Source organism: Streptomyces odontotermitis, assembly GCF_050510915.1.
In the GTDB taxonomy this organism is placed as follows: Bacteria; Actinomycetota; Actinomycetes; order Streptomycetales; family Streptomycetaceae; genus Streptomyces.
This window is the reverse complement of record NZ_JBNJLS010000006.1, coordinates 213817-240217: the sequence shown is the minus strand read 5'-3', so window position 1 is coordinate 240217 and position 26401 is coordinate 213817. Positions and strand designations below refer to the sequence as shown.

General features: G+C 72.8%; 31 protein-coding genes. 17 read left to right on the top strand and 14 right to left on the bottom strand.

Annotated features, from left to right (window positions below; genetic code table 11):
- Positions 1-26: 26 nt before the first annotated feature.
- The 4 genes from ACQB60_RS19780 (at position 27) to ACQB60_RS19765 (ending at position 4156) form a co-directional block, all read left to right on the top strand.
- The gene (locus ACQB60_RS19780; RefSeq protein WP_496927332.1) at positions 27-335 is read left to right on the top strand and encodes a WhiB family transcriptional regulator; all 309 of its coding nucleotides are present in this window, start codon (positions 27-29) and stop codon (positions 333-335) included.
- Between the two features lie 74 nt (positions 336-409).
- The gene (locus ACQB60_RS19775) at positions 410-1288 is read left to right on the top strand and encodes an alpha/beta fold hydrolase (protein ID WP_496927331.1); all 879 of its coding nucleotides are present in this window, start codon (positions 410-412) and stop codon (positions 1286-1288) included.
- A 106-nt stretch (positions 1289-1394) separates the two neighbouring features.
- On the top strand, positions 1395-3521 hold the full coding sequence (locus tag ACQB60_RS19770; RefSeq protein WP_496927330.1) for a glycosyltransferase: 2127 nt from the start codon (positions 1395-1397) through the stop codon (positions 3519-3521).
- 107 nt (positions 3522-3628) lie between these two features.
- Positions 3629-4156 carry a hypothetical protein gene (locus tag ACQB60_RS19765; RefSeq protein WP_496927329.1) on the top strand — a complete coding sequence of 176 codons (528 nt, stop codon included), beginning with the start codon at positions 3629-3631 and terminating at the stop codon, positions 4154-4156.
- A 68-nt stretch (positions 4157-4224) separates the two neighbouring features.
- Here the strand turns inward: ACQB60_RS19765 and ACQB60_RS19760 are convergent, their stop codons facing one another.
- The 3 genes from ACQB60_RS19760 to ACQB60_RS19750 all read right to left on the bottom strand — a co-directional run bounded on the left by ACQB60_RS19760 (position 4225) and on the right by ACQB60_RS19750 (position 6483).
- Positions 4225-4458, bottom strand: coding sequence for a hypothetical protein (locus tag ACQB60_RS19760; RefSeq protein WP_496927328.1), 234 nt, complete (start codon positions 4456-4458; stop codon positions 4225-4227).
- Between the two features lie 123 nt (positions 4459-4581).
- Positions 4582-5139, bottom strand: coding sequence for a hemerythrin domain-containing protein (locus ACQB60_RS19755; RefSeq protein WP_496927327.1), 558 nt, complete (start codon positions 5137-5139; stop codon positions 4582-4584).
- A gap of 321 nt (positions 5140-5460) precedes the next feature.
- Positions 5461-6483 (bottom strand): NAD-dependent epimerase/dehydratase family protein, encoded by a 1023-nt coding sequence (locus tag ACQB60_RS19750; protein ID WP_496927326.1) that lies wholly within the window; start codon positions 6481-6483, stop codon positions 5461-5463.
- A 190-nt stretch (positions 6484-6673) separates the two neighbouring features.
- Between ACQB60_RS19750 and ACQB60_RS19745 the strand changes: the two genes are divergently transcribed.
- Positions 6674-7021: a DUF3040 domain-containing protein gene (locus tag ACQB60_RS19745; RefSeq protein ID WP_496927325.1), complete on the top strand. Its 348-nt coding sequence runs from the start codon at positions 6674-6676 to the stop codon at positions 7019-7021.
- A 19-nt stretch (positions 7022-7040) separates the two neighbouring features.
- The gene (locus tag ACQB60_RS19740) at positions 7041-8285 is read left to right on the top strand and encodes an FUSC family protein (RefSeq protein WP_496927324.1); all 1245 of its coding nucleotides are present in this window, start codon (positions 7041-7043) and stop codon (positions 8283-8285) included.
- 12 nt (positions 8286-8297) lie between these two features.
- Here ACQB60_RS19740 and ACQB60_RS19735 read toward each other — a convergent pair whose 3' ends face one another.
- Positions 8298-8675, bottom strand: coding sequence for an STAS domain-containing protein (locus tag ACQB60_RS19735; RefSeq protein ID WP_496927323.1), 378 nt, complete (start codon positions 8673-8675; stop codon positions 8298-8300).
- 131 nt (positions 8676-8806) lie between these two features.
- Here ACQB60_RS19735 and ACQB60_RS19730 point away from each other — a divergent pair, with 131 nt between their 5' ends.
- Complete coding sequence (locus ACQB60_RS19730; RefSeq protein WP_496927322.1) at positions 8807-9595, top strand: MBL fold metallo-hydrolase; 789 nt, start codon at positions 8807-8809, stop codon at positions 9593-9595.
- Between the two features lie 32 nt (positions 9596-9627).
- On the opposite strand, the gene ACQB60_RS19725 is transcribed toward ACQB60_RS19730, so the two are convergent.
- Positions 9628-10182 (bottom strand): GNAT family N-acetyltransferase, encoded by a 555-nt coding sequence (locus tag ACQB60_RS19725; RefSeq protein ID WP_496927321.1) that lies wholly within the window; start codon positions 10180-10182, stop codon positions 9628-9630.
- Positions 10183-10320: 138 nt separating this feature from the next.
- On the opposite strand from ACQB60_RS19725, the gene ACQB60_RS19720 reads away from it, so the two are divergent.
- The 4 genes from ACQB60_RS19720 (at position 10321) to ACQB60_RS19705 (ending at position 14486) form a co-directional block, all read left to right on the top strand.
- Positions 10321-10764, top strand: a complete 444-nt coding sequence (locus tag ACQB60_RS19720; protein WP_496927320.1) for a helix-turn-helix transcriptional regulator — start codon at positions 10321-10323, stop codon at positions 10762-10764.
- 60 nt (positions 10765-10824) lie between these two features.
- Positions 10825-11262: a VOC family protein gene (locus ACQB60_RS19715; RefSeq protein ID WP_496927319.1), complete on the top strand. Its 438-nt coding sequence runs from the start codon at positions 10825-10827 to the stop codon at positions 11260-11262.
- 141 nt (positions 11263-11403) lie between these two features.
- On the top strand, positions 11404-12144 hold the full coding sequence (locus ACQB60_RS19710; protein WP_496927550.1) for an HAD family hydrolase: 741 nt from the start codon (positions 11404-11406) through the stop codon (positions 12142-12144).
- A complete protein-coding gene (locus ACQB60_RS19705; RefSeq protein WP_496927318.1) occupies positions 12141-14486 on the top strand; it encodes a glycoside hydrolase family 65 protein in 2346 nt (781 codons plus the stop codon). The genes ACQB60_RS19710 and ACQB60_RS19705 overlap by 4 nt, the downstream gene beginning before the upstream one ends.
- A 66-nt stretch (positions 14487-14552) precedes the next feature.
- Here the strand turns inward: ACQB60_RS19705 and ACQB60_RS19700 are convergent, their stop codons facing one another.
- Complete coding sequence (locus ACQB60_RS19700) at positions 14553-15656, bottom strand: baeRF2 domain-containing protein (RefSeq protein ID WP_496927317.1); 1104 nt, start codon at positions 15654-15656, stop codon at positions 14553-14555.
- A gap of 525 nt (positions 15657-16181) precedes the next feature.
- Between ACQB60_RS19700 and ACQB60_RS19695 the strand changes: the two genes are divergently transcribed.
- The 3 genes from ACQB60_RS19695 to ACQB60_RS19685 all read left to right on the top strand — a co-directional run bounded on the left by ACQB60_RS19695 (position 16182) and on the right by ACQB60_RS19685 (position 17769).
- Positions 16182-16622 carry a CBS domain-containing protein gene (locus ACQB60_RS19695; protein WP_496927316.1) on the top strand — a complete coding sequence of 147 codons (441 nt, stop codon included), beginning with the start codon at positions 16182-16184 and terminating at the stop codon, positions 16620-16622.
- 130 nt (positions 16623-16752) lie between these two features.
- Entirely contained in the window at positions 16753-17418 is a 666-nt protein-coding gene (locus ACQB60_RS19690) for an HAD family hydrolase (RefSeq protein ID WP_496927315.1), read from the top strand.
- 144 nt (positions 17419-17562) lie between these two features.
- On the top strand, positions 17563-17769 hold the full coding sequence (locus ACQB60_RS19685; RefSeq protein ID WP_496927314.1) for a hypothetical protein: 207 nt from the start codon (positions 17563-17565) through the stop codon (positions 17767-17769).
- A 60-nt stretch (positions 17770-17829) separates the two neighbouring features.
- On the opposite strand, the gene ACQB60_RS19680 is transcribed toward ACQB60_RS19685, so the two are convergent.
- From ACQB60_RS19680 to ACQB60_RS19655, 6 genes are all read right to left on the bottom strand, one after another.
- Entirely contained in the window at positions 17830-18111 is a 282-nt protein-coding gene (locus tag ACQB60_RS19680) for a CDGSH iron-sulfur domain-containing protein (RefSeq protein WP_496927313.1), read from the bottom strand.
- Entirely contained in the window at positions 18092-18751 is a 660-nt protein-coding gene (locus ACQB60_RS19675; protein WP_496927312.1) for a HemK2/MTQ2 family protein methyltransferase, read from the bottom strand. The genes ACQB60_RS19680 and ACQB60_RS19675 overlap by 20 nt, the downstream gene beginning before the upstream one ends.
- Positions 18748-19821, bottom strand: a complete 1074-nt coding sequence (locus ACQB60_RS19670) for an iron-containing redox enzyme family protein (protein WP_496927311.1) — start codon at positions 19819-19821, stop codon at positions 18748-18750. The genes ACQB60_RS19675 and ACQB60_RS19670 overlap by 4 nt, the downstream gene beginning before the upstream one ends.
- 82 nt (positions 19822-19903) lie before the next feature.
- Positions 19904-20773, bottom strand: coding sequence for an endonuclease/exonuclease/phosphatase family protein (locus ACQB60_RS19665; RefSeq protein ID WP_496927310.1), 870 nt, complete (start codon positions 20771-20773; stop codon positions 19904-19906).
- A gap of 30 nt (positions 20774-20803) precedes the next feature.
- A complete protein-coding gene (locus tag ACQB60_RS19660; RefSeq protein ID WP_496927309.1) occupies positions 20804-21142 on the bottom strand; it encodes an STAS domain-containing protein in 339 nt (112 codons plus the stop codon).
- Between the two features lie 488 nt (positions 21143-21630).
- Positions 21631-22398, bottom strand: a complete 768-nt coding sequence (locus ACQB60_RS19655) for a TrkA C-terminal domain-containing protein (RefSeq protein ID WP_496927308.1) — start codon at positions 22396-22398, stop codon at positions 21631-21633.
- 301 nt (positions 22399-22699) lie between these two features.
- Here ACQB60_RS19655 and ACQB60_RS19650 point away from each other — a divergent pair, with 301 nt between their 5' ends.
- Positions 22700-22870, top strand: a complete 171-nt coding sequence (locus ACQB60_RS19650; RefSeq protein ID WP_496927307.1) for a hypothetical protein — start codon at positions 22700-22702, stop codon at positions 22868-22870.
- A gap of 67 nt (positions 22871-22937) precedes the next feature.
- On the opposite strand, the gene ACQB60_RS19645 is transcribed toward ACQB60_RS19650, so the two are convergent.
- Entirely contained in the window at positions 22938-23414 is a 477-nt protein-coding gene (locus ACQB60_RS19645; RefSeq protein ID WP_496927306.1) for an SRPBCC family protein, read from the bottom strand.
- Between the two features lie 156 nt (positions 23415-23570).
- Between ACQB60_RS19645 and ACQB60_RS19640 the strand changes: the two genes are divergently transcribed.
- Both ACQB60_RS19640 and ACQB60_RS19635 read left to right on the top strand, forming a co-directional pair.
- Positions 23571-25106: an FAD-dependent oxidoreductase gene (locus tag ACQB60_RS19640; RefSeq protein WP_496927305.1), complete on the top strand. Its 1536-nt coding sequence runs from the start codon at positions 23571-23573 to the stop codon at positions 25104-25106.
- 232 nt (positions 25107-25338) lie between these two features.
- On the top strand, positions 25339-25521 hold the full coding sequence (locus ACQB60_RS19635) for a hypothetical protein (RefSeq protein WP_496927304.1): 183 nt from the start codon (positions 25339-25341) through the stop codon (positions 25519-25521).
- A gap of 109 nt (positions 25522-25630) precedes the next feature.
- Here the strand turns inward: ACQB60_RS19635 and ACQB60_RS19630 are convergent, their stop codons facing one another.
- On the bottom strand, positions 25631-26389 hold the full coding sequence (locus tag ACQB60_RS19630) for an SDR family oxidoreductase (protein WP_496927303.1): 759 nt from the start codon (positions 26387-26389) through the stop codon (positions 25631-25633).
- Positions 26390-26401 lie beyond the last annotated feature (12 nt).

The window sequence follows — 26401 nt, the reverse complement described above, 5'->3', positions numbered from 1 at the left end:
ACGGCACGGCCCGGGGAAGGGGTGTCATGGAGTGGCTGCAGAGGGCGGCGTGCCGGGACGAGGATCCCGAGCTGTTCTTTCCGGTCGGCACGAAGGGGCCCGCGCTGCGTGACGTACGGGCGGCCAAGCGCATCTGTGCGCGCTGCCCGGTGCGCGGACAGTGTCTGCGCTGGGCGCTCGCCACCGGGCAGGACTCCGGGGTGTGGGGCGGGACCAGCCCGGAGGAGCGGATGACGCTGCGCCATGCGGCGTGCCGGGCCGGACCCCCGGGCCGGGCGTCCCGCGACCCGATGCCCACGTCCTCGTCCTCGCCCTCGTCATACGCACGTCCCTGAGCTCCGTCCCACTCGCCCTCGCTGAGTCCCGCGCCGCGAAACAATGGGGCCCGGCGATCCGAGGAGGCGCGGCGATGACCGAACGCATGGTGGACGCGGGTGGCGTCGAACTCTGCACCGAGTCGTTCGGTGATCCCTCCGACCCGCCCGTCCTGCTCGTCATGGGCACGGGGGCCTCGATGCTGTGGTGGAAAGAGGGCTTCTGCCGGATGCTCGCCGAGGGCGGGCGGTATGTGATCCGGTACGACCACCGCGACACCGGCCGATCGGTGACCCATGAGCCGGGCCGCCCCGGGTACACCGGCACCGACCTGGTCACGGACGCCGTCGGCGTGCTCGACGCGCTGGGGGTCCCGGCCGCCCATGTGGTGGGGGTCTCGGCCGGAGGGGGACTCGCGCAGCGGGTGGCGCTCGAGCATGCCGACCGGGTCCTCTCGCTCGTGCTGATCAGCACGACGTCCGTGGCGCCCGCGCCCGGCGAGCGCGAACTGCCGCCGCCCACCCAAGAGTTCCTGGGCTTCGTGTCGACCGCCGAGGCCGACTGGTCCGAGACCGAGTCGGTGATCGACCACCTCGTCGCGTACGCGCGCGTCCTCGCGGGCGGCTCGCGGCCGTTCGACGAGCCCGCCGCCCGTGAGCTCGTCCGTCGCGACGTCGCGCGTGCGCGCGACATCGCCGCCGTGCAGAACCACGACCTGCTCACCGACGGCGAGTCCGCACTCACGCTCGCGCCGTTGTCGTCGATCGCCGTGCCCACGCTCGTCATCCACGGGACCGCGGACCCGATGTTCCCGTTCGGGCACGGCGAGGCGCTCGCCGAAGCGATTCCCTCGGCGCGGCTGCTGGCCCTGGACGGCGCAGGACACGGGGTCGACCGGGCCGACTGGGGCACGATCGTCGGCGCGATCCTCCCGCATACCGCCACCGACGGCATGTCGGCTACCAGCGATTGACACATAAATACAAATTGGCTTCAACCGATCCCACGTGAACTAATTGCGCGAGCCACGTACAAACGGACGAAGGCTCACAGACGCACACCCCGCACGAAGGGCTCACGTGAAGATCGCGTTCCTCATCCACAACGCGTACGGGATCGGCGGCACGATCCGTTCCGCGGTGAACCTCTCGCAGGCTCTGGCCGACCGGCCGGACACCGAGGTTGAGGTGGTCAGCGTGCACCGCGTGGCCGACAGGCCGCAGCTCCCCTTCGACCCGCGGGTGCGTCTGACCTCGCTCATCGACATGCGCGAGGAGAGCGCCTCCTACGAGGGTGGCCACGAGCTCACCCGGCGGCCGAACACGATGTTCCCGGACAAGGGCGTCGACTTCGGGCGGCTGCACTACACCGCGCTGCACGACGAGCGCATCGCCGCGTGGCTGGCCCGCACGGACGCGGACGTCGTGATCGGCACCCGGCCCATCCTGAACGGCTACCTCGCCCGGCACGGCCGCCCCGACTGCCTGCTCATCGGCCAGGAGCACCTCTCCCTCGACGCGCACAGCGAGCAGCTGCGCACCGACCAGAACGCCGCCGCACGCGACCTCGACGCGTTCGTCACCGTCTCCGAGGCCGACGCCGCGCTCTACCGTGACGCCCTGTCCGACGCCGCCACGACGGTGCGGTGCATAGCCAACGCCGTCCCGGCGCCCGGCGTCGAGGCGTCCACCCTGCGCTCCAAGGTGATCGTGGCGGCCGGCCGCCTGGTCGCCGTCAAGCGTTACGACCGGCTCATCGACGCGTTCGCCGAGGTCGCGGACGACCACCCGGAGTGGACGCTGCGCATCCACGGCCGCGGCCCGGAAGAGAAGAAGCTGCGTCGGCGCATCGACGAACTCGGCCTGTACGAGCGGGCGTTCCTCATGGGCCCGGTCTCCCCCATCGAGACCGAGTGGTCCAAGGGCGCGATCGCCGCGGTCGCCTCCGACCGCGAGTCCTTCGGCATGACCATCGTCGAGGCCATGCACTGCGGCGTCCCGGTCGTCGCCACCGACTGCCCGCACGGTCCCGCCGAGATCATCACCGACGGCACCGACGGCCTCCTCGTCCCGCTCGACGGCGGCACCGCGGCGTATGCCGCCGCGCTGGCCCGGCTGATGGCCGACGACGCCGAGCGCGTGCGGCTCGGCGCCGCCGCACGCCTGCGGGCCATGGCCTACGAGCCGCGGACCATCGCCGACCATTACGTGGATCTGTTCCGGGAGCTGTACGCGGCGCGCGGCGCCAAGCTGCCGTCCCGGTCCTCGGCGGGCGCCCGACCGTCCCTCCTGAGCCGCCTGCGCAGCGCCGTGCGCCGCCCCGCCCCTCAAGCAGCCCCTGCGGCGCCCCCGGCCCCCGCGCGCCCGATCGCGCACACCCGCTCCTCGGACGAGGCGACTCTGTCCGTCCGTCTCCTGTCGAGCAGCCTGCCGGACGGCGACGCCTTCGACCTCGTGGTGCGCCTGCGCAAGGACCCCAAGGGCCGCGAGATCCGCGTCCCGCTGCCCGACACGGCGCCGGGCACCGACCCGGTGGTGGTCCTCGATCCGGCCGGCCACGATCTGCCCGAGGGCCGCTGGGACTGCTACGTCGCCCACCGGGGCACGCGCGACGCGGCCCACCGCCACCGCCTGACCTCGGCCCTGGCCGAACAGTCGCGGCTGGTCGGCCACCGCCCGGACGTCGACGACGACGGGGTGCGCGCCTGCATCCCGTACACCACCACCGACGGCTTCCTCGCCCTGCGCACCTGGCGGCGCGCCACGCACGCCGAGGTCGACCGGGTCACGGTCGACGACGAGGGCGTCGCCGTCGTGGCGCGCCTGCTCGGCCAGGACGCCGCCCAGCTGTCCGGGCGGGCCCGCGTCGTCGCCGTCTCGCGCACCGCGGAGCGCCACGACTTCTCGGTGGCGGTCACCGAACTCGGCCCGGGGCGCTTCGCGTTCACGCTCCCCCACACCGAGGTGTCGGCCCGGCGCGGCGCCGAGCACGACGTGTGGGACCTGCGTCTGAAGCTGGCTTCGCCGATCGCCGCACCCGTCCGGATCGGCCGCATCGGCGGCGACGTCGTCGACCGCAAACGAACCGACCGCCTCCCGGCGACCCGGCTGCCGCACCCCACGCGCGAGGCGATCCGTGTACGCCCCTTCTTCACCGTCACCAACGACCTGGCACTGAGCGCCCGCGACGCCGCGACGGCCTCCTGAAAGGTGCAGGTCACAGGCCAGTTCACGGAGCAGGGCCACGGGAGCCGGCGCAGCCGGCCGGGATAAGATCACCGCCACAGTCCGTCGACGGGGGAAGTGAGCAACGCATGGCCATGGTGGGCCTGTTCTGGATCGCCGAGGGCGACGTGTACGTGGGTGCGAAGCCGTCCGGTCTGGCTCCCGGGGTCCGGCTGACCCCCGAGGGCGTGCTCACCCTCGGCGACAAGCAGTCCGGCCTCCACCTGTGGGAGGACGTGCACGCCCTGACGGTGACGGACGTCCCCGTGAAGTCCCTGAAGCGGCGGGTCGGCGCGGTCACGAACCTGGCCATCGGCACCGTGAAGGAACTGGCCGCGCCCATGAGCCACTCCCTGGCGGAGGAGGCCCCGCCGCTGATGACGGTGCGGCTGGAGTCGTCCCGCGGCGACCACGAGCTGTCGGCCTACGTGGCCGCGGCCGTCGGCTACCCGCAGAGTGAGGTCGACCTCTCCCGTGCCCTGCTCGCCCGCCTGACCGAGGGCGCCGCGACGATGTCCACGACGCTGGCGGCGATGTCACAGTGGGGCCGTGCCCGGGAGGGCGGCTCGCCGCGCGGGGCCGAGCGGGAGGCGCTGCTGCGGGAGTGGGCGGACTGAAGCCTCCGCCCATGGGCGGAGGCTCGCGGTGAAGGGGGCGATCCGCCCCGGCCTCTGTGCCGGCCGCGCTAGTCGTCGAGCCGCGGACGCAGCAACTTCTTGCCCAGTTCGGCGCCCTTGCGGCTGTCTGCCTGGGCCTTGCGGAACAGGTCGGCCACCTCGGTGTCCTTCTCGCGCTCCGCGTCCTGGATGTAGGTCTCCAGGCGCAAGGCGTTGTCGAGGCACGACTCCACGTACCAGATCAAGTTGTAGTTCTTGTCCTGGGTGCCGGTCACGTGGCCGGTCTCCGCCGTGTGGGTCATGGCGGTGCTCCTCTCATGGTTGACGGCAGTCGTGTGGAAGGCGGTTCTGACGCCTGGGAGCTGTGTGCCGTGAGCGGGTATCCCCGCCGTGGCGCGCCACACATGCCAAGGCGCGGGAGTGTTTCAGCGCCCGCGGCCGGACAGGTAGTCGCGCACGCGGTCCACCAACCCGGCGCCCGGCGCGAGGAGTTTGTTCGCGGGCGGGGTGCTGGGGGTCTGCGGGTGCGGGCGGGTGGGGGCCGTCTTCTTCGCCGAGCGGACCTTGTCGCCGAGCTCGTCCAGCTCCTTGGTGTCGCAGACCTCGACCAGGCGGGGGAAGAGGTTGTTCTCCTCGTCGCGGACGTGCCCGGCGACCTCCGCCTGGAGCCTGATCACCAGGTCGTCGAACTCGTCGGCCTGCGGCTCGAACTTCTCGAGCCGCTTGAGGATCTTCTCCACGGTGGCGTGGTCCTCGGTCTCCTTGTCCGCCAGCGCGTCGCCGCCGGGGACGTGCGCGCGCACGGCCGGGTAGAGGTGCTCCTCCTCGGCCACGGAGTGGCGCACCAGCTCGATGGTGAACTCGTCCACGATGCGCCTGCGTTCGTCGCTGCCGTGCAGGGCCTTGTCGTACCGGGCGAACAGCTCCTCCGCCTCACGGTGGTCGCGGGCCAGTTCGGCTATGACGTTGTCCCGTCCACCCATCGCCACTCCTCCGTCCCGCCGGTGGTCGCGGGGCGCGCGCCCGGGCGGCGCGAGTCCCCGTGCCCGCTGCGAGTGCCCCGCACCCGGAGCCCGACACCGCCCGGCCGCGCCGACACTTCGGTCCCTGAGGCGGGCCACTTCCGCGCGCAGCCGCCGGTTGTCGGCGGCCAGCTCGCGGGCCGTCCGGATCAGCTCGCGCGAACACGCGTGGGCCACCAGCGCCCGCTCTCTCCAACCGTCCGACTGCGTCGGCGTTGTCATGGTGTCCGCGTGCCCGGACGCCACCGCGTCATGTCTCCTCCCGGGGATCGCGTGGGCCGCTCAGCCGCCCACCGCGCTCCCGTGCAGGGGCGCGGTCGGCGCCCCGGACCCCTCGCGCATGCCGTGCAGCACCTCTTCCACCGCTTCCAGAGCGGTCCGCCGCGGCTGCCAGTCCAGCACGGTGCGGGCGCGCGAGCAGTCCATCAGCGGCAGGCGCAGCACTGCGTCGAAGAGCTGGGGCGAGGTCGGCACGAGGTGCAGTCCGTACGCGGCGGCGAGCGCCGATCGGGCGGCCTTGCGCGGCACGGGAACCGAGCGGGAGTGGAACAGCTCGCCCAGCACGTGGGCGTCCAGGGCCGGTTCGGCCGCCAGGTTGAAGGGGCCCCGCGCGTCCCCGAGCGCGGCGGTGACGAAGGCGCGGGCCGCGTCGTCTGTGTGCAGGGTCTGCACCCGCAGGCCGGGGATGTCCGGCAGCAGGGGCAGCAGGTGCGGGCGGGCGAGCTGTCCAGACAGGAAGCGGCCGCCGAACAGCCGCCGTTGCTCGCTGGCGGACTCCTCCTTGAACAGGAACGCGGGCCTCATCCGCACCACACGGATCTCGCGGTGCGCCTGCTCGAAGGCGTCCAACGCCCGCTCCAGGTACGCCTTTTCCCGGCAGTAGGCCGCCTCGGGCCAGCCGTGGGTGGGCCAGGACTCGTCGACGGTGCGGTCCTTGGGGCCGGGCGAGTAGGCGCCGACGGACGAGGAGTGCACGAGGGCCGGGACGGCGGCCGCCGCGACGGCGTGCAGCACGCGGACGCCGCCGAGGACGTTGGTGCGCCAGGTCAGGGCGGGATCGCGGGCGGGCTGGAAGCGCCAGGCCAGATGCACCACGGCGTCGGCGCCGCGGAACAGCTCGGCCAGGCTGCCCTCGTCGGCCAGGTCGGCGCTCTCCCAGTGGGTCTTGGGCGGTGACCAGTCGGGCACCCTGCGGGCCAGGCCCACGATCGAGGCGACGCGCGGATCGTCGGCCAACTGCCGTACCACGCTGGTGCCGACGTTCCCGGTCGCTCCTGTGACGATGACGCGCTTGCCTTCCACCATGTGCTCCTTTCGGCGTGTGCAGGTGCGTGCAGGTGAGACGCGACGCGTGCCCACACCGCCGGGAGGTACACGGAGCGCGGTAGAGCCACTTCGGCGAGGCATCCCCGCCGCACCTCTGGGCACTCGCGGGCCATGACCTGTTCGCCGTATCCGTCCTCGCGTACGCGCCGTGTCCGGGAGGGGGTCGACGATGGACGACGTCCGTCTGTCTGATCACGAGCGTCTGCTCCTTCAGGGCATCGAGGAGTCTCTGCGCCAAGACCGTCGACTGCGGCGGGCGTTGCGTCCCTCGTGGGGGCACGTCCTGAGCCGCGTGGTGCGGGCGCTGAGCCGCGTGGTGCGGGCGACCGTGCCGGAGAGCCTGCGGCCGTCGCACCCGGCCGTGGTCGCGGCGCTGGGCGCGGCGTCGGTCGCGCTCATGGTTCTGGGCCTCATCACCTCGCGAACCGAGGTGGTCTGGGCGTTCGCCCTGTGCTGGCCCCTCAGCGCGTTCCTCGGGTTCCGCCTGCTGTGCCGCTGGTCGAGCCCGCCGCCATGACCCGCGCCGCGCCGTCCCCATGACACGCCCGCAGCCATGGAAGATGCTCGCCGCGGAGGCCGGTGCCGTGGCCCGCTCGGCCCGGCGTGCCGTGACGTCCACGGGCAGCGAACGCACCACGACCGTCCAGGCGTTGAAGGCCGCCGGTGCCGCGCTCATCGCGTGGGCGCTGGCCGGCTGGTGGTGGGACGCCCCGATGGCGATCCTCGCGCCCTGGACCGCGGTCGTCCTGGTCCATCACACCGTCTACCGGTCGCTGCGCTCGGCGGGCCAGCAGTTCCTGGTCGTCGCGGCGGGCACCCTCGTGGCGGCCGCGGCGGCCGCGCTCACCCACGACGTGATGGCCGCGATGGCGATCGCGATGCCCGCCACCGTGCTGATCGGCGCCTACGGCCGGTTCGGCGACCAGGGCTGGTACGGGCCCACGGCCGCCCTGTTCACCCTGACCTACGGCTCGTTCACCCCTCCGCAGATCCTGCACCGGCTGGCGGAGACCCTGCTCGGCGCCGTGATCGGCGTTCTGGTGAACGCGCTGGTGCTGCCCCCGGTCCACACGGCAAGTGCCCGTCGGCTGCACGGCCAGGTGCGGGCGGACTGCGCCGCGTTGCTGCACGACGTCGCGGACGGCATCGAGCACGGCTACGACGAGACGGAGGCGGAGGACTGGCACGGGCGGGCGCTGCGCCTGGGCTCCACCGTGTCCGAACTGCGCCGCGCGCGACGCCACGCCCACGAGAGCCGCCGGCTCAACCCCGGTCGGCGCATGCGCCGTTCACCGACCGCTCCCCCGCCGGCCGACGCCGTTCCCTGGCAACGGGTGGCCGATCACCTCGCGACGATCCTGCGCTCGCTGGCCGAGACCGCCCGCGAGACGCCCCGCTTCGCAGCTCCCACCGGCCGGGCCCTCGCCACGCTGGCCGTGCTGCTGCGCTCGGCGGGGCAGTGGTGCGAGGCGACCGCGGAGGACGTGCTGTCCGGGCGCGCCGATGATGACTTTCCCGATCGCCCAGGCCGACCCGACCGCCCCGACGCACCCCACCGACCCGGCCCGCCCAGCCGATCTGAACGCGCCCTCGTCGAGGCACAGGAGGCCGGCCGCCGCCTCGCCTCCCTCCTCGACGACCCCGCGCACGGTCCCAGCGCCGCCCTGGGCGAGCTGACCGCGGCGACGACACGCCTCCTCGACGATCTGCAGACGGCGACGGACGGTTCCGGCCCGCCACCCGGTTCCCGCCGCGCCGACCGGCTGAACCCCACGCGATAGGCGGCGACCGGGTCAACGCCGGCCAGCCGCGTCCGGGTCGGCCCGGCACGCCCGCTCGGCCTCGGCCACCGTGTCGTAGAACACACCGACGTGGTCAACGCCCAAGGCCCCCAAGACACTACGGATGTCCGGCCCGCCACTCAGGGCCAGCATGCCGCCCCGGCCGTGCACCCGCTCCCGTACGACCGTCAGGGCCTGCACACCGGAGCTGTGGAAGCGTCCGATGCGCGCGAAGTCCACGACGAACCAGCGGTGCCCCGTCATCGCCATCCGCAGGATCGGTTCGCACAGCAGGGGCGCGCTGGCCGCGTCGAAGTCCCCGTCGGCGTCGATCACCAGGACGCCGTGCTCGGCCCAGCGAGGGGTGAGGCGCAACGGTGCTTCTGGCATGTCACACTCCCGGTCGGTGTGACGTCACGGACGCGCCACCACGTCAGACGCGCCTGCCCCCTCCGCTACGGATCATGCCGAGACGACGGGACGAGGGGCCTTTGCGATCAAGCGTTCTATAGACTCCCGCGATGGCCAGCGCTCTTCTCCGTCTCACCGTCCTGGGATCCGCGACGCCGTATGCGAGCGTCGACAACCCGTGCTCGGGCTATCTGGTGTCCGGCGGCGGCACCCGCGTATGGGTGGACGCGGGCAGCGGCACGCTGGCACAGCTGCAGCGGCACGCGCGGCTCGACGAGGTGGACGCGATCTGGATCTCCCATCTGCACGCCGACCACAGCGCCGATCTGCTCACCGCCTACTACGCGGCGCTCTACGCCGACATCCAACTCCCGGCGCCCGTCCCCCTGTTCGGGCCACCGGGCATCGCCGACCGGCTGGCCCACTTCCTCACCAACACCGCCACGCGCAGCCCGGTCGAGGCCGCCTTCGCCGTCCACGAGCTGCACGACGGCCATCAGGCACGCATCGGCGCCCTCACCCTGACCAGCAGGTCGGTGGCGCACGGACTGCCTGCCTTCGCCGTGCGCATCGAGGCCGCGGACCGGTCGCTGGTCTACTCCGGGGACACCGCTCCGTGCGCGAGCCTCACGCAGCTCGCCGAGGGATGTGACGTGCTGCTGTGCGAGGCCGACAGCGACCGGGCTCCGGCCGAGGCGGAGCCGGTGCACCACACGCCCGAGGACGCCGGGGCCACGGCCCGTGCGGCGGGGGCGCGCCGGTTGATCGTCACCCATGTCGGGCGTTCCCTCACGCCGCAGGAGGCCGTGGCGCGCGCGTCGGTCCGGTACGAGGGGCCCGTCGCCCACGCCGCGCCGGGCGCGGTCTTCGAGATCGCTCAGGACGTCCCTCGCGATTGACGGCGGGCCGGTGCGCAGCCGGTCCTGTCAGCTCAGCCGTGTGCGTGGCGGTCGGGGGCGAGGTGGAGGACGAACTCGGCCATGCGGAGTCCCGGTTCGGGTTCGAAGTCGGCCGCGCGGTGGAAGCCGAGCCCGGTGTACAAGGCCGTGGCGGGCCGGTTGGCGGCGCCGGTGCTGACTCTGACCTCGCCGCCGTCGATCACGTTGGTGAGCAGGTGGTTGAGCAGCCGGGTCGCAAGGCCGCGGCGAAAGAAGTCGGGATCCACGCAGACCCGCTCGATCCAGGTGACCTGCGGGTCGGTGTCGCTCCGGGTCTGCCAGGCCACGAAGGCCGCCGGCCGACCGTCGTCGGTGAGCGCGCCCAGCCAGCGCAGGGGGCGGGCCTGCATGTCCTGGCGCGATTCACGCAGGGCGGGAATGCCGGTGAAGCCGATGATGTCGGCCTCGACCGCATAGGCGCGCCGTCCCGCCTCGTGGACGGCGGCCGCGGTCACCGCGTCGTTCAGATCCAGCTCACAGATCAGCGTGCCGCCCGGCGTCGGCACGCGGGACGGGACGGGAGCAGGGGCGGGAGCGTCGTCGGGCATGGGCCGATGCTAACCGGGCGTTCCCCGCACTCGGTCTTGACCGGAGGCGCGGGCTCCTGGCGCGGGTGGACCGGTGGTGTTCAGCAAGGAACCCGGCTCCTCCGCCGTGGGCCCGGCAGCTGTGGCATCGACCGCACAATGGATCCCGTGGCCCCCGTTCCGATCGCCCGCCATCTGCTCCGCGCCAAGGACCTCGCGGACTCCCGCTACGCCGAGCCGCTCACCGTGGCGGACCTGGCCGCGGCGGCCGCGCTGTCTCCGGCGCACTTCAGCCGCCGCTTCAAGGCCGCGTTCGGGGAGTCGCCGCACCAGTACCTGCTGACCCGCCGTCTGGAGCGCGCCGCCGCCCTGCTGCGTGCGACCGACTGGTCGGTGGCCGCGGTGGGCGTCGCCGTCGGGCTGCGGAGCATCGGCTCCTTCACGACGAGCTTTCGCCGGATGTACGGGGCGACCCCGCAGGCGTATCGGGACGCGCACCCGCCCTCCGCACGGCACGTGCGCATCCCCCGCTGTGTGGCCATGGCCTACGGCCGGCCGCAGAACCGCACGTTTCGAGAAGACACGGCGGATCCGGCTGCCTAGCGTCGGTCACGGACAACCGGCCGACCGGCCGACCGCGGCGAGGAGCAGTGAGGGGCAGCCATGACGAAGATCAAGATCGCCAACGCGCAGTTCTGGGTGCACGACCAGGACGAGGCGCTCGCCTTCTACACGACGAAGCTCGGCTGGGAGGTGCGGGCGGACGTGACGATGGAGGAGTGGAACTTCCGGTGGGTGTGTGTCGGCCCGCCCGGCGGGGAGGGCCCGGCCCTGGTGCTGATGCCGGTGCCCGGGGAGCCGATGCTGGACGGCACGAGCAGCGCGCAGCTGTCGGACCTGGTGGCCAAGGGCGCGGGCGGCACGCTGTTCCTGGAGACCGACGACTGCAAGGCCGCCTACGACGAACTGTCCGCGCGCGGCGTCGAGTTCAACGACCCGCCGACCGCGCAGCCGTACGGGATCGACACGTCGTTCCGGGATCCGTCGGGCAACAACATCCGCCTCACGCAGCTGCTGGAGTTCGATCCGGAGCGGCACTGACCCAGGCGGGGCGGGGCCGTCGTGCGGGTCGGGCTGATTCCGTCTTCCGATCACGGGTACTCCGTCGGAGCCTGTGAACATCGCGCCCGGCGACCAGTGCCGCAAAGGGAGGCTCCCGCCATGACGAACGACGGCCCGCACCTGACGAAACTCGGTCTCCCGGATGCCGTCCGGGCCTGTCTGTTCGACCTGGACGGGGTCATCACCAAGACGGCGGTCGTGCACGCCGCCGCCTGGAAGGAGACCTTCGACGCGTTCCTGCTCGGGTGGGAAGGGCCGGACTTCAGGCCCTTCGATCCGGTCGTCGAGTACGACGAGTACGTGGACGGCCTGCCGCGCGCCGAGGGGGTGCGTTCCTTCCTCGCCGCCCGCGGCATCGAACTGCCGCAGGGCGGGCCCGAGGACGCCCCGGACCTGCCGACCGTCCAGGGCCTGGCCAACCGCAAGAACGTCCTGGTGCTGGAGAAGATCCGCACCGGCGGCGTCGAGGCGTACGACGGGACGCTGCGCTATGTGGAGGCCGTGCGGGCCGCGGGTCTTGCCACGGCGGTGGTCTCCTCCAGTGCGAACTGCCGTGACGTGCTGCGCGCGGTCGATGCGGAGCCCCTGTTCGACGTGCGCATCGACGGGGTGGTGGCGGCCGAGCGTCGGCTGCCGGGCAAACCGCGGCCCGACACGTTCCTGGCGGCAGCGGGCGACCTCGGCGTCGAGCCCGCGCAGGCCGCGGTGTTCGAGGACGCGCTGGCCGGGATGGACGCCGGTCGCGCGGGCCGCTTCGGCTATGTCGTCGGCGTGGACCGCGTCGGCCAGGCGGACGCCCTCAAGGCCCACGGGGCGGACCGAGTGGTGGCCGACCTCGCGGAGCTCGGGGGCGCGGCATGATCACCCACGCCTCGTACGGCGTCGAGCCCTGGTGCCTGCGCGAGAAGACCCTCAACCTCGACGTGCTGCCGCAGAGCGAGTCCGTGTTCGCCCTGGCCAACGGCCATGTCGGCTGGCGCGGCAACCTGGACGAGGGCGAGCCGCACGGGCTGCCCGGCTCGTATCTCAACGGCGTCCATGAGACGCATGACCTGCCGTACGCGGAGGCCGGATACGGGTATCCGGAGTCCGGTCAGTCGATCATCAACGTGACCAACGGCAAGGTCATCCGCCTCCTCGTGGACGACGAGCCCTTCGATCTGCGCTACGGGCGCCTCGTGTCCCACGAGCGCGTCCTGGACCTGCGCGCGGGCGTGCTGCGGCGCACCTGCGAGTGGACGTCCCCGGCGGGCCGCACCGTGCGGGTGCGGTCGACGCGTCTGGTGTCGTTCACCCAGCGGTCGGTGGCCGCGGTCGCCTATGAGGTGGAGGCCGTCGACAGCCAGGCCCGCGTGGTGCTCCAGTCGGAGCTCGTGGCCAACGAACAGCTGCCCGCCCCGGCCAGGGATCCGCGCGCCGCGTCGGTCCTCGCCTCGCCGTTCGCCGCACAGGAGCACTTCGCGAAGGGACGGCGGCTGCGCCTGGTGCACGGCACGCGTCGCAGCGGGCTGCGGGTCGGCGCGGCCGCGGACCACACCGTCGACGGCCCCGAGCACACCCGCTGCGCCAGCGAGTCCGACGCCGACGTCGCCCGCCTCACCGTCACCTCCGTCCTGGAACCCGGCGAGCGGCTGCGCCTGGAGAAGTTCGTGGCCTACGGCTGGTCCAGTACGCGCTCCCTGCCCGCCGTGAGCGACCAGGTGGACGCGGCTCTTGCGGCGGCCGCGAACACCGGCTGGTCGGGCCTCGTGGACGAGCAGCGCGGCTATCTGGATTCCTTCTGGTCCCGGGCCGACGTCGAGGTGGACGGCGACGAGGAGATCCAGCAGGCCGTCCGCTTCGCGCTCTTCCACGTCCTGCAGGCCGGTGCGCGCGCCGAGCAGCGCGCCATCGGGGCCAAGGGGCTGACCGGCTCCGGCTACGGCGGCCACGCCTTCTGGGACACGGAGACGCTGGTCCTGCCCCTGTTGACGTACACCTCGCCGGACGCGGTCGCCGAGGCGCTGCGCTGGCGCCACTCGACCCTGCCCGCCGCGCGCGAGCGGGCCGCCCAACTGGGGCTGCGGGGCGCGGCGTTCCCCTGGCGCACGATCGAGGGTGCGGAGTGTTCGGCGTACTGGCCGGCCGGCACCGCCGCCTTCCACGTCAACGCCGACATCGCGGACGCGGTGGTGCGCTACCTCTGCGCCACCGGCGACGAGCGGTTCACCCGCGACACCGCGCTCGAACTCCTCGTGGAGACGGCCCGGTTGTGGCGCTCGCTCGGCCACCACGACGCGCACGGAGCGTTCCACATCGACGGGGTCACCGGCCCGGACGAGTACAGCGCGGTGGTGAACGACAACACGTACACGAATCTCATGGCCCGCTCGAACCTCCTCGCGGCGGCCGATCTTGTCGAGCGCCACCCCAAGGAAGCGGCCGCGCTGGGGGCCGACGCCGAGGAGAGCGCGTCGTGGCGGGACGCCGCGGAGGCCATGCACATCCCCTACAACCCCGATCTCGAAGTGCACGAACAGCACGCGGGGTTCACCCGCCACCAGCGCTGGGACTTCGCGGCCACCCGCCCCGACCAGTACCCGCTGATGCTGCACTTCCCCTACTTCGACCTCTACCGCAAGCAAGTGATCAAGCAGGCGGACCTGGTGCTCGCGATGTACACGTGTGCCGACTACTTCGACGAGGAGCACCAGGAGCGCAACTTCGTCTACTACGAGCCGCTCACCGTCCGCGACTCCTCCCTGTCCGCCTGCGGCCAGGCCGTCATCGCGGCCCGCACCGGCCATCTCGGCCTCGCCTACGACTACTTGGTGGAGTCGGCCCTGATGGACCTGGACGACCTGGAGAACAACACGCGCGACGGCCTGCACATCGCCTCCCTGGCCGGGACGTGGACGGCCCTGGTCGCCGGGTTCGGCGGCATGCGCCGCTGCGCGGACAGCCTGGAGTTCACGCCCCGCCTGCCGGAGAGGCTGAGCCGCATCGCCTTCAACCTGCAGGTGCGCGGCCGGTGTCTGCGCGTGGAGATACGCGCGACGGCGGTCACCTACACGCTGCTGTCCGGCCCGGAACTGACGATCAAGCATTACGGGGAGTCGCTCGTCCTCTCCCCCGACGCGTCCCGCAGCCGTGAGATCCCGGACCTCAAGCCGCTGCCCGCCCCGGACCAGCCGCCGCACCGCAGGCCGAACGCGCGCCGCTGAGGCGCGCGGCGGCGTAGTGCAGGGCGGCAGTGCGGGCCCGTCAGTGATCCGGTTCAGCGGTCCGGTTCAGCGGTCCGGTTCCGTCCAGCGCAGCAGCGCGCCGAGACCACCGGCCGGCCCGGTCTCGGGCGCGGCGGCCGCAACGGACAGGGCGGCTGCGCCACTTGCCGCCGCGCAGCGCAGCAGCGCGTCGTCAGCGCGCGCCGACGCCGGCTCGCCCGCGCCCAGGGCCATGGCGTCCGTGCGCCGCACAGCCACCTGGTCCGGCTCGTCGCCCACCCACACCTCGCGATGCGCGTCAGCTCCGTCCGGGCGTACGAGGAGTTCCGCGACGCGGTGCTCGCGAGCCGCGTCCACCAGGGCGGGCACGCCCGCCGCCGCGCCCTCCTGGCGGCCGCGCGCCTCGGCATAGCGCTCCATCTCGCGTGCGGCGCAGTACGCGACGTGCTCGGCGCGGGCTCGCTCCAACTCCTCGTCCAGCAGACGGCTCCCGGGCCCGTGCCGCGTCCTCATGGCGCGCTCCTGCAGGTCCTTGGGGAGCCGGTCCTGCACCGCGGCGCACTCCCGGTCGTCGCCGACGAGCAGCACCACGTCGGCCTGCGTCTCGGCCTGGCGGTCCGCCAACGACCGGGCGATCAGGTCGGCGTTGTGTTCCCAGGTGTTCTCCACCCGGAGCTGGAAGTGCCGCTCCGACCAGTCCGCGGTGGCCGTCCGGTGCACGGGCCACTGCCTCCCCGTCACCGTGCCGGCCTCGCGGTCCTCGCGGGCGGAGCGCAGTGCGAAGTCGGCGCCCGTGCGGTCGACGCAGGCGAGCAGGCACAGCGGATCCTCGCCCACGAGGTCGAGCAGCGGAGCCATGCGGGGCAGCGACGCCCACTGGGCCGACGACGTCGGCACCTTGCTCAGCGGAAGGTCGAGGACCACCTCGCCCTGGGCGGCGAACAGGGCCCGGCCCACCGGTTCACGGGTGCGCTTCAGGCCGTCGGCCGCGGCACGGACGGCATCGCAGGTCCCTTCGTCGGCACCGGCCGAGGCGAGAGCGCGCTGCATCCCGGCCGCGGCCACCGAACGCTGCTCGGCGGTGGATTCGGAGTGCTGCGAGGTATCGACGTAGACGCTGGCCCAGGGGCCGGGCCGCTCACACAGGGCAGTGAGGAACGCGAGGTCCATGATCGCCTCCCATGATGATCGGGTACGGCTTGAACCCGCCGCGTACCCCGTCTCACCGTCGGCAGACTCGTACCACCAGGACGCCTTGCGACCACACAGCCCCCGCCCCCGCCCTCGCCCTCGCCCTGCCCTCGGAGAACGCAAGCACCACGGGCACGGCGTGCTCGGCGCGCGCTGCCGCCTGCCGACGGGTGCCCGTCCCCCACTCCTCTGCCCGCGCTGGGGCATGGCTCTCATCGGCCGCCGGAGGGGGCGGAGTTCCGGGGGGGCGAGCCGCAACGCCACCCTGACTCCGTCCTGGGGCCCTGAACGTCACGGGGTGGGCTCCTGGCACCGCCCCGGATCCGAATGGGGCACAGGGTGGACCTTCCCCGCCCCGGGCTGCTGGACGGTCACTGCCAGCCGCGGCCGGACGGGCGCGGCGGTGCGTGAAGGAGCGGCTCCGGGGTACTCCGCGGCCGATGACCGAAACACCCGTGCACAGCGGACGAGTTGACGTGGGAAGCAGGGACGGAGGGCGTCGGAATGACCCAACTGGTGCGTGACGTGATGACCCAGGGCGTGACGGCGGTCCACTCGGACACACCGCTGGCCCAGGCCGCGCAGCTGATGCGTGACGAGGACGTCGGCACCGTGCTGGTATGCGCGGAGGACCGGCTGCTCGGCCTGATCACCGACCGGGACATCGCGCTGCGCGTCGTCGCCGACGGCGCGGACCCGCGGGTGATCGACGCGGGCACGGTGTGCACCCCGGACCCGCTGTCCGTGGGACCGGACGAGGAGGCGGAGCACGCTGCGGCCCTGATGCGCCGGCACGCGGTGCGTCGGCTCCCGGTCGTCGACGACGGCATCCCCGTCGGCATGGTCAGCCTCGGCGATCTGGTCGTGCACCACGACCCCGACTCGGCGCTCGCCGAGATCAGCCGGGCCGAGCCGAGCCCCGGGCAGGGCATGGTTGCGGGCTGAGAGCCACCCACATCCTCGTACGCGAGGAGCAGGAGCACGCGTACGAGGCACAGAGGACCACAGGAGCTGCCGTGATCGACGATCAACCACGAGCACACGACGACCAACCACGAGCACACCGGGAATCACCATGACCCGTGCCGCGCTCTTCGATGTCGACGGCACCCTGGTCGACACCAATCACCTTCATGTGACGGCCTGGTGGGAGGCGTTCCGTCAGGCCGGCCACCGGGTGCGCATGCACGACCTGCACCGGTCGGTGGGGCTCAGCGGCGACGATCTGATCGCCCGCCTGCTGGGCGAGGAGCGCGACCGCGACGCAGATGCCGGCATCAGCGCCGCACACAAGACCCTCTACGCCCAGTACTTCGAGCGGCTGCCGCCGTTCGACGCGGCGGGCGATCTGCTGCGGGCCTTGGCCGGGCGTGGCTGGCGCGTCGTGCTCGCCACCTCGGCGGGCGGCTCCGAACTGGCCGCCCTGCGCCGGGCGATCGGCGCGGACGACGTCATCGCAGGTGCGGCGAGCGCGGACGACGTGGCGGCGGGCAAGCCCGCGCCGGACCCGGTTCAGCGGGCCGTGGAGCTGGCGGACGTGCCGCCCGGCCGGGCGGTGTTCGTCGGCGACACGGTCTGGGACATGCGTGCCGCGGGCCGGGCGGGCGTGACTCCGGTGGGGGTGCTGTGCGGCGGCATCCCGCAGGAGTCACTGCGGGCGGCCGGGGCGCGGGCCCTGTTCTCCGATCCCGCGGACGTGCTGCGGCAGTTGGAGTCGAGCCCGTTCGGGGCGACGGGCTGAAGCGGCCAGTAGGCTCCGGGCTCCGGGCTCCGACCCCAAGCGTGGCTTGACGACGGCTGTGGGGAAGTCCTTTGACCTTTCAAGCGGTGACAGGTGCCTCTCATGGCGGACAGTCGTGCCTGGTCTCCGTCCAGGGTGTTGAGAATGCCGCTCGTCGACGTGACTTACGCGGCCACGGTGCCTGAGCCACCGAGCCCGCTGGACCGCAGCGGCCTGACGCTGGTGATCGAGATCAAGTCGAAGTGGACCGCAAGCAGGGAAGCCGGCCACCAAGAGCGCGTGGACATGCTGCACGCGGGCATCCGCGCCGCCACCGGGATCGTGGACGCCGCACGGCTCCGCCGCAGTTGAGGTGAATCCGGTGCGCCACGAAGCCCGGCAGCAGGCGTTCGGCCTCACGTCCCACTTCATTCACTCACGCCGGACGCGGCGGTGGCTGGCGTCGCACCACGGGTAGCGGCGGCTGCGGCGGCAGGTGCACACGGCGACCAGGAACCGGTCGGAGGTGACGGTGGTGCCGTCGTCGAGGGTGATCTCGATGGGGCCTTCCACCAGCAGGGGCCCCTGGCGGCGGGCGGTGATGCGGGTCGCCTCGCGGCCGGGACGGCTCGGCTGGCCCGGCCGGGGTGAGGGACTCGGACCTGATGGGCTCGCTCGACCCGGTGGGTTCGGTTCACTTGCTGCGTTCGGCACGTACGACCACCAGTTCCTCCCTCGATGCGCCGCCGGTGAGCAACTCCTGGCGGCGGAGCCAGTGTTGGCGGGCCCGCAGCACGGGCCCGAACGGGATCCAGTGCTGCCGTACGATCTCGGCGCGCAGCCCCTGGCCGGCGAGCAGGCCGAGGGTCCGGGCCGGGGTGCTCAGCGCCGAGTGCACCAGGAGCAGCCTGCCTCCCGGCCGCAGCAGGGCCGGAGCGCCGTGGCAGATCCGGTCCAGGACGAGGCGCCCGTCGCGCCCCGCGTCCCAGGCACGGGCGGGGCCGCGCGTGGGGACGCGCGGTGAAGAGGCGGGAACGTAGGGCGGGTTGGCGAGGATGAGATCGAAGGTCCGGTCCGTGACGGGCGCGAGGAGATCACCGCGCAGCACGCGCAGGGGCAGCCGGCTGCGCCACGCGTTGAGCCGGGCGGTGAGCACGGCGCGCCGGGAGATGTCGACGGCGGTGACGCGGGCCCCGAGTTCGGCCGCCGCCAGACCGACAGCGCCGGTCCCGGTGCCGATGTCGAGCACGTCCGCCCCGGCGGGCAGCGGTTCGCACCGCAGCTCGTCGGCGAGGAGGCGGGTGTCGTGCTGCGGGGCGTAGACGCCGGGCGGGGCGAGCAGCGCGGCGGTCACGGCGCACCTCCCCCGCCTGCCTGGTGTGCCGGGTCTCCCGCGTCCGGGCGCAGGGACGACTCCCCCGCCTCCCACGCCGCCCGCACCTGCTCGGCGAAGCGCGACTCCAGCCACGCGGTGGCGTCGATGCCGAAGGCGATGTCGGGCTCCAACTCCGGCTCCTGGCACAGGAGTCCGTCGACGATCTCGTGGCGCACGACCTGCTCGTGCACCGCGTCGGCCGCCACGTGCTCGTCGTAGAAGAAGACGGCCCGCTCCCCCGCGCCCACGCGGCGCAGGGCCTGGGCGAGGCGGTGCGAGCCGGGTGAGGAGGTGGTCTCGACGGCGGCGAAGTGGCCGACGAGGGCGCCGCGCAGGCAGCGGTGCAGCCCGAACAGCGACATCTGGTTGACCAGGGCGAGGGCCTCGGCCGAGGCCGCGTCGAGGTAGTGGCCGTAGGCGGTGGACAGGCCGAGGTCGCTCATGAGGTCGGCGAAGAGGCGGGCATGGACGCGGTCGGCCCGGCCGCCGCCGTACTCGTCGAACTCCACCGCCGCCATCCCCGCCTTGGGCCTTCCGTGGAGCCGGGGCAGCACCCAGGCGTGCGGGTCGGCTTCCTTCAGGTGATAGAGGGAGCGGTGGGCCGCGTACTCGCGCAGCTGCCACGCCTCGCCCTCATCGCGCAGGAAGTGGCTGATCCCGTCACCGTCGGCGGGCTCGACGAGCAACTCGGCGAGGGTGTCACGGGCCGGCCGGTGCCGGGCGGCGCGGGACCACAGTGCGCGCAGGAACGGCCCCTCCAGCGCGCGGCGTGTCCGCAGGAGTTCAGGGTCCCACTCGCACTCGTCGGGGACTTGGGCGAAGCCTCGGTAGTGGAGTTCGTAGCAGGTGTACAGGGCGAGCTGTGCGTCGTCGCCGAACGGGTCCGTGCGGGTCGTCTGCTCGGGCCCGGGCAGATCGGGCAGGGGGTGCGCCGGGTCGCGGAGATACGCGAGTACGGCGGCGGAGACGGGGCCCCTGGGGGCGGGCAGTGCGGGCGCCCGCCCGGTGGGGGCCGGGGTCGTGACCGGGTCGGCCGTGTCGATCCTCATCGGCGCCGGGTACCCGGCGCCGCGCAGACCACGCCCGGCCTGGGCTGATGTGCCCCATGCGTGGCGGTGGTTCCCCGACGTATCACTCCCGCCAGGAACCGGGATCGCTTCCCGGAACGGGGACCTCGAAGTCGGCCAGCACCCCGTAGTGGTCACTGGCCTGCACCCCGTTCACGGGCTCGACGAGGAACCGCTCGCAGCCGGCGACGCGCAGCACGGGTCCGTAGGGGCCGCAGCGCGCCAGCACGTGGTCGATGCGCCGCCCCGGCTCCAGGGGCATGTCCCCCGTCCGTACGAGAGGGTTGTCCGGGCTCATGGTGAGACCGGGGTGGCCGGGGTCGTCCGGGTGCGCGGCCTCCCAGGCGTCCTGGTAGCAGACGCTCATCCCGTCCAAGGAGCACAGTCCTCGCCAGAAGCGCAGGCTCGCCGCGTCCGGCCCGGCGTCGAAGTCCCCCAGGACCACGGCATGACGCACCCGCTCCCCCGCCGAGTCGACCATCTCCTCCGCGAGCACGGCCGCGGTCCGCGCCTGCATCTCCCGTTCGGCCTCGAAGCCGTAGGGCCAGGAGGGTTTGTGGTGGACGACGACAACGGTGCCGAGCGGATCACCGTAGGACAGCTCGGTGGCGGCCACGCCGCACCAGGGCGTGCGCCGCGTCCGGGCGGAGACCTGCAAGGGGTCGGTGCGGACGCGGCCGTGCGGAACCCGGGTGGCGAGGACCGCGCCGACGCCGTCCGGGGACGTGCGGGGGTGCGGCAGGACGTGCCAGCCGTCCGCCGCGAGACGCCGCACGTCGTCCTGGACCACCTCCTGCAGGGCCAGCACGTCGGGATCCGCCGCGGCCAGGGCGTCGGCGAGGACGCGGCGCCGGGAAGGCCCGTCGGCGAGCCGGGGTTCGAGGACGTTCATCGTCAGGACGCGCAGGGCGGTCTCCGTGCGGCGTGCGGTCATTCGGAGGTCGGCCGTCTTGGCCATCCGATGTCAGGCCGCCTGCAGGGCGGCGGGCAGATCGGTGTGCACCTCCAGGCAGCGGTCGGCCTCCGTGATGCGCAGGACCCGGCGGGTGAGCGCATGCGGGGCGGCGACCAGCAGCCGCAGCTCCAGGCGGTGGGCCAGTTCCTGGCCCGCTTCGAGGGCCTCGACGCCCGCCGTGGTCAGACAGCGGGTGCGCAGGTCGACGACCACGGCGCGGGCCCCGCGGCAGCTGCGCAGCATCAGGCTGAGGTCGTCGCGGAAGCGGTCCGCGTTGGCGACATCGATGATCTCGTACACCTTCGCGACCACGGCGCGGTCGGTGACGGGGAAAGCAGGCAACGACACGATCGGCTCCTGAACAGGTCCAGTCAGGCGGCGGCGCCACCCGAAGGACCGACGGCAACACCGGGAAGCGACCGGCCCGTTGGACTGCCACAGAGCGCACTGCGGCATGGATGGCACACATCGAGTACCTCACCCCCGTCCCCCACACCGGCGGTTCCGGCCATACTGATCCGCCCCTTCGAGCACGGGTGGGCCACCGTCACCCCGCCGTGAGCAGGTCTTGGTTGCCGCTCCCGCGGGCCGGGAGAAGTGATGCGTGTGGCCGGAATGGCGAGGGTGCCCGTCCGGAGTGGCGATCTCTCGGTGACTACTTCCCGCGGAGCCGGGCACCCAGCCGACGGTCTCCGGCACCCACCCCCATGGGCACCACCCCCGTGGCCCCCGTGGTGGTGCCGGAGGCGGGTGCGCGACGGGAGGGTGGGGCTTGCGTCGCGCACGTCGGCCGCCGCCGGAATCAGGGGCCCGGCGGCGGCCGCATCAGTCGCCGTTCATGCGGGCGGGTCGAGCCGTGCCTGCTCTTCGAGGGTGCGGCTGAACCGGGCACGGGCATCGGCCCGGGCGTCTTCGCCGACGCGGCCACGGCGGCGGTCATCCAGGTCGTCGAGCACGTCGTGCGGCCCGTACATCACCGCGGTGTCCCCGGGACGCAGGCAGGTGTCCGGTCCGGGCGCGCCGATCCACTGGCCGGTGCGGCGCGCGACGCCGAGCACGAGGACGCCCTCGCCGGGCAGGTCGAGCTCCCGCAGGGCCCGGCCGGAGATCCAGTCGTCCGCACGGACTCTGATCTCACCGACCGTCCAGTGGTCCGACAGGTGCAGCAGTCCCGCGTAGTCGCGGGCCTCCAGGTCGGTGAAGCGGGCCAACAGGCGGTGCAGGACGCGCGAGAGCCACCGGTCGGCGACCGACGTACTCAGGACGGCGAGCACGACCGCCATGCCCGCGACGACGACCGCGAGCCGTGCCAGCGCCGCGCCGCGACTGTGCAGGCCGGTGAACGACAGCAGCAGCGACGCGACGACGGAAGCGGTGCCCGCGCTGCCGAGCAGCATCAGGGCCATCGCGATCCGCCGCCGCACCGGGTGCCCGGCCACGCTCTCGGCCTCGGCGGTGGTGAAGCCGACTCCGGTGAAGGCCGAGCGGGCCTGGAACCGGGCCGCCTCCCTCGACATGCCCGTCAAGGTGAGCGCCACCGTCGCGACCCTGGTGATCAGCAGGGAGAGCACCATGACGGCGAAGAGGGACAGGATGCCGATCACGCGCACCACCTTCCACTGCCGCGCACCGCGCACCGGGACGCCCGGACACGGCACACAGGCGCCTCTTCTGCCGGCCGCTGCGCCCCGGCAGGAGATGTCGGGGGGCCGGCGAGGGGCGGCGGCGGACGACGGGCGCCGGACGGGGCGCGCTGGCGGCCTTGCCGTATGACCGATACGCCCAGTGGCCTTGTACGAAGCCACGCTCAGGCGGCGGTCCGGTCGTTCATCACGCCCGCGCGCCGGACGCGTCTGCTGACGCGGCTGGACGACCCGACGGCCGAGCAGTGGCACAAGTTCCGGCTTGAACTCAACGGCGGCTTCGGCCGGTTCCTCGACGAACGCCGGGCCAGAGCGCTGGACCCGCAGGAACAGCACGCCGACGCGGTGGCGCATCTCCTGCGTCCCCGGCGTGCTCGGCCACTACGAGTCGGAGGGCTGCGACCGCTATCTGCTGCACCGCCCCGCGCACTGACCCTCAGCGGGGCGTCACAGATACGGCAGGACCGGCGGCACCCCCGCGAAGACCAGCGCCCGGCCCCTCAGAGAGCCGAACCGGGGTTCTCGGGCCGGATGCGTCCACGCCAGCCGCCACCGGCGCTGCCGCCGCCCTCGACGTAGTCCTTGAAGCGGCGCATGTCCCCCGTCACCCGGCGGCCGATCACCCCCATCGCGTCCGCGCCCTTCTCGGCGACGCCCGTGGGCTCGACCTCCATCGTCAGCTCCACCCTGGTGCGCGTGTCGTCCAGTCGCTCGAAGCGGACGGATCCACGCTGCTGGGTGTCGCCGCCGATGGACCGCCAGGTGATCCGGTCGTCCGGCAGCTGGTCGACGATCTCCGTGTCGAACTCGCGCTTGATCCCGCCGATGCTGGTGGTCCAGTGGTTGTGCCGGTCGTCGAGCTGCCTGACTTCGTCGACGCCCTCCATGAACTGCGGGAATTGCTCGAACTGTGTCCACTGGTCGTACGCCGTGCGGAGCGGAACGTCCACGTCGACCGCTTCCCTGACCGTGCTCATGCATACCTCCTCGTGGGTCTCTCGCCCAGGCCGGCCGTGACCGGTCCGGGCACGTGCGGCACCGGGTACCCGGGAACGCGGCGCGAAGACCTTCCTCGAAGACCTTCCTCTCTCCGGTCCCGCGTGTCATCCCGTCAGGACGGGCACTCGGCGGCCATGAAAACCGACCCAGGTATCCGGGGACCGTATTGGCTCGACACCGCGCCTCCGGGCGAACCCGCTCCCCCGCCCGCCGCCGACTTCACCGTGGACGTCGCGGTGATCGGCGGCGGCATCGCCGGGCTGAGCACGGCCTGGGAGTTGGCCCGCCAGGGGCGCGAGGTGGCCGTGCTGGAGGCCGGCCGGCTCGCCGCCGGAGTGACCGGCCGCACCACGGCCAAGCTGAGCGCTCTGCACACCCTCGTCTACGACCGTCTCCGCCGCACCCGCGGTCCCGAGGGCGCCCGCCTGTACGCGACCTCCCAGACCGCCGCGATCCAGCACGCCGCCGCGCTCGTACAGGAGTTGGGCATCGACTGCGACTGGGAGGAGGCGTCCGCGCTCACGTATGCCGCGCACCCCCGCCAAGCAGGGAAGATGCGGGCCGAGGCCGAAGCGGCGCGGGAGGCGGGTCTGCCGGCCTCCTACGTCACCGACACGGAACTGCCCTTCCCGGTGGCGGGCGCGGTGCGGGTGACGGGGCAGGCCCAGTTCCATCCCCGCAAGTACCTGCTGGCGCTCGCGGACGACCTGCGGCGGCACGGCGGCGCGGTGTACGAGAACACCCGGGCCGTCGGGCTCTCCGAGGGTGAGCCGTGCGTCGTGTCGACCGACGCGGGGGTGTCGGTACGCGCGGACGAGGTGGTGGTCGCCACGCACTACCCCGTGTTCGACCGGGCCCTGCTCTTCACCCGGCTCTCTCCCCGCCGTGAGCTGGTCGTGGCCGGGACCGTCGACGAGGGCCGGGCTCCGCGCGACATGTACATCACGCCGGAGCGGTCCACACGATCCGTGCGCAGCGCCCCGTACGCAGACGGCAAACGCCTGTTGATCGTCACCGGTGAGCACTTCACTCCGGGCACAGCCGAAGCCGCCGGAGTCGACGAACGCTTCGCCCGGCTGTCCGCGTGGGCCGACGAGCACTTCCCCGGCCTCACGCTCACCCACCGCTGGGCCACGCAGGACAACGACTCCACCGACTCCGTTCCCCTCGTCGGACCGCTGCGCGTCGGCAGCCGCCACACCTACGTGGCCACCGGGTTCGGCGGGTGGGGCCTGAGCGGCGGCATCATGGCCGGCCGCCTCATCAGCGACCTCATCTCCGGCCGCGACGTCGCCTGGGCCGGCCTCTATGATCCGCGCCGCCTCGCCTCCGTGGTCCGCGAGGGAGGCGCCTTCCTGAAGCATCAGGCCCATGTGGCCCGGCACTTCATCGGCGACCGGCTGCCGCCTCGCAAGGCATCCGCGCTCGACGACATCGCCGCGGGCGACGGCGCCGTGGTGCGCCTGAACGGACACCAGTGCGCCGTGCACCGCGACGCGGACGGCAACCTCCAGGCGGTCTCGGCCAGTTGCACACACCTGGGCTGCCTTGTGGCCTTCAACCGCGCGGAACAGGCTTGGGAATGCCCCTGCCACGGGTCCCGGTTCACCCCGGACGGCCAGATTCTCCAGGGGCCTGCCGTACGTCCGTTGAAGAAGCGCGACATCTGACCGCCTGCAGCGTCGGGGTGTCCGGCGTCGGGGTGTCCGGCCGCCCTCGACATCGACCTGATCGAACCGATCCGGCCCGACGACGACTCGCTGTTCGGGAACCAGGACGCGGGGTGCCTCCCGGTGAGATGACACCGAGTTTCACCCACCGAGTCGTGGGAACTTGTCATGCCTTGTCTTGTTCGACATCGATAGTTCCTCTCAAGCAGAAGCAGGGAGAAGTGGAAGCGCCGTGACCACGCGCATGCTCAAGAAGGAAGTCCTGCACGTGCCCGAGAGCGGCTGGGCGAAGGCCCGCCGCCTGCGCGGAAAGCGCATCCGTACCTGTGTCGCCCCCGTCGAGACGGCCCCCGGCTCCGCCTCGCCCTCGGCGCCCCAGGGCGCCGAGGGGAACATCGTCAGGGGCGAAGACTGAGCGCGTGACGGACCGGGCCGCCGCCTTCTCCTGCGGCTCCCGGCCCCTGCGATTCCTGCGTCTCCTGCGTCTCCTGCACTGACGATTGCACTGACGTGTGCACTGACGTTCAGCGCAGTGCGTAGCCACCGTCCGGGTAGATCGTGGAGCCGGTCATGTAGGCGTTCGTGAACAGGAAGAGCACGGCGTCGGCGACATCGGACTCGGAGCCCGCACGGTGCAACAGGGTTGCCTCGCGCCACTGTTCGGCGGCCGGTTCCCGCACCTCGGCCGGGCGCCCGTTCCAGAGGTTGCCGTCGACCATGCCGGGCGAGACCACGTTGACCCGGACCGGCGCCAGCTCGGCCGCCAGTCCTCGGCCCAGCCCTTCGACGGCGGCGTTGCAGGCGACATACGCGGGCGCGGACCCGACGGGCCGCACACTCGCGGCGCCCGACATCAAGACCACCGATCCGTCCCGGGTGAGCTTGGGCGCGGCGTGCTTGACCGCGTAGTACTGACCCCAGAACTTGGAGACGAAGGGGCTCTCCGCGTCCTCGTCGCTCAGCTCGAGCATGGCTCCGGTCCGGTAGGAGGCGGCAGGGGTGAAGAGGTGGTCGATGCTCTCCAGCGGTGCGAAGAACTGCGCTATCGACGCCTTGTCGGTCGTGTCGACCGTGGCCCAACTCACCTGCTCCCCCAGCTCCTTGGCCGCCGCCTCCAGCCGGTCGGCGCTGCGGCCGCCGATGACGACGCGCGCGCCGGCGGCGACCGCCTTGCGGGCGACCTCCAGCCCCATGCCGGAGCCGCCGCCGATGATGACGACGGTGCGGTCGGCGAGTGCGGTCGCGTAGTGGGGATCGGCCGCGGAGTTGACGCTGGAAGTCATGGGAACCCTTCG

Coding starts and splice junctions, on each gene's coding strand:
- ACQB60_RS19755 (WP_496927327.1), bottom strand. CDS start 5,139: ATGGGTGGACGGGACAACGTCATAGCCGAACTGGCCCGCGACCACCGT.
- ACQB60_RS19740 (WP_496927324.1), top strand. CDS start 7,041: ATGACACGCCCGCAGCCATGGAAGATGCTCGCCGCGGAGGCCGGTGCC.
- ACQB60_RS19645 (WP_496927306.1), bottom strand. CDS start 23,414: ATGAGCACGGTCAGGGAAGCGGTCGACGTGGACGTTCCGCTCCGCACG.
- ACQB60_RS19700 (WP_496927317.1), bottom strand. CDS start 15,656: ATGGACCTCGCGTTCCTCACTGCCCTGTGTGAGCGGCCCGGCCCCTGG.
- ACQB60_RS19720 (WP_496927320.1), top strand. CDS start 10,321: ATGGATCCCGTGGCCCCCGTTCCGATCGCCCGCCATCTGCTCCGCGCC.
- ACQB60_RS19760 (WP_496927328.1), bottom strand. CDS start 4,458: ATGACCCACACGGCGGAGACCGGCCACGTGACCGGCACCCAGGACAAG.
- ACQB60_RS19685 (WP_496927314.1), top strand. CDS start 17,563: ATGCCGCTCGTCGACGTGACTTACGCGGCCACGGTGCCTGAGCCACCG.
- ACQB60_RS19640 (WP_496927305.1), top strand. CDS start 23,571: ATGAAAACCGACCCAGGTATCCGGGGACCGTATTGGCTCGACACCGCG.
- ACQB60_RS19780 (WP_496927332.1), top strand. CDS start 27: ATGGAGTGGCTGCAGAGGGCGGCGTGCCGGGACGAGGATCCCGAGCTG.
- ACQB60_RS19765 (WP_496927329.1), top strand. CDS start 3,629: ATGGCCATGGTGGGCCTGTTCTGGATCGCCGAGGGCGACGTGTACGTG.
- ACQB60_RS19775 (WP_496927331.1), top strand. CDS start 410: ATGACCGAACGCATGGTGGACGCGGGTGGCGTCGAACTCTGCACCGAG.
- ACQB60_RS19630 (WP_496927303.1), bottom strand. CDS start 26,389: ATGACTTCCAGCGTCAACTCCGCGGCCGATCCCCACTACGCGACCGCA.
- ACQB60_RS19705 (WP_496927318.1), top strand. CDS start 12,141: ATGATCACCCACGCCTCGTACGGCGTCGAGCCCTGGTGCCTGCGCGAG.
- ACQB60_RS19745 (WP_496927325.1), top strand. CDS start 6,674: ATGGACGACGTCCGTCTGTCTGATCACGAGCGTCTGCTCCTTCAGGGC.
- ACQB60_RS19730 (WP_496927322.1), top strand. CDS start 8,807: ATGGCCAGCGCTCTTCTCCGTCTCACCGTCCTGGGATCCGCGACGCCG.
- ACQB60_RS19690 (WP_496927315.1), top strand. CDS start 16,753: ATGACCCGTGCCGCGCTCTTCGATGTCGACGGCACCCTGGTCGACACC.
- ACQB60_RS19750 (WP_496927326.1), bottom strand. CDS start 6,483: ATGGTGGAAGGCAAGCGCGTCATCGTCACAGGAGCGACCGGGAACGTC.
- ACQB60_RS19725 (WP_496927321.1), bottom strand. CDS start 10,182: ATGCCCGACGACGCTCCCGCCCCTGCTCCCGTCCCGTCCCGCGTGCCG.
- ACQB60_RS19670 (WP_496927311.1), bottom strand. CDS start 19,821: ATGAGGATCGACACGGCCGACCCGGTCACGACCCCGGCCCCCACCGGG.
- ACQB60_RS19695 (WP_496927316.1), top strand. CDS start 16,182: ATGACCCAACTGGTGCGTGACGTGATGACCCAGGGCGTGACGGCGGTC.
- ACQB60_RS19735 (WP_496927323.1), bottom strand. CDS start 8,675: ATGCCAGAAGCACCGTTGCGCCTCACCCCTCGCTGGGCCGAGCACGGC.
- ACQB60_RS19665 (WP_496927310.1), bottom strand. CDS start 20,773: ATGACCGCACGCCGCACGGAGACCGCCCTGCGCGTCCTGACGATGAAC.
- ACQB60_RS19715 (WP_496927319.1), top strand. CDS start 10,825: ATGACGAAGATCAAGATCGCCAACGCGCAGTTCTGGGTGCACGACCAG.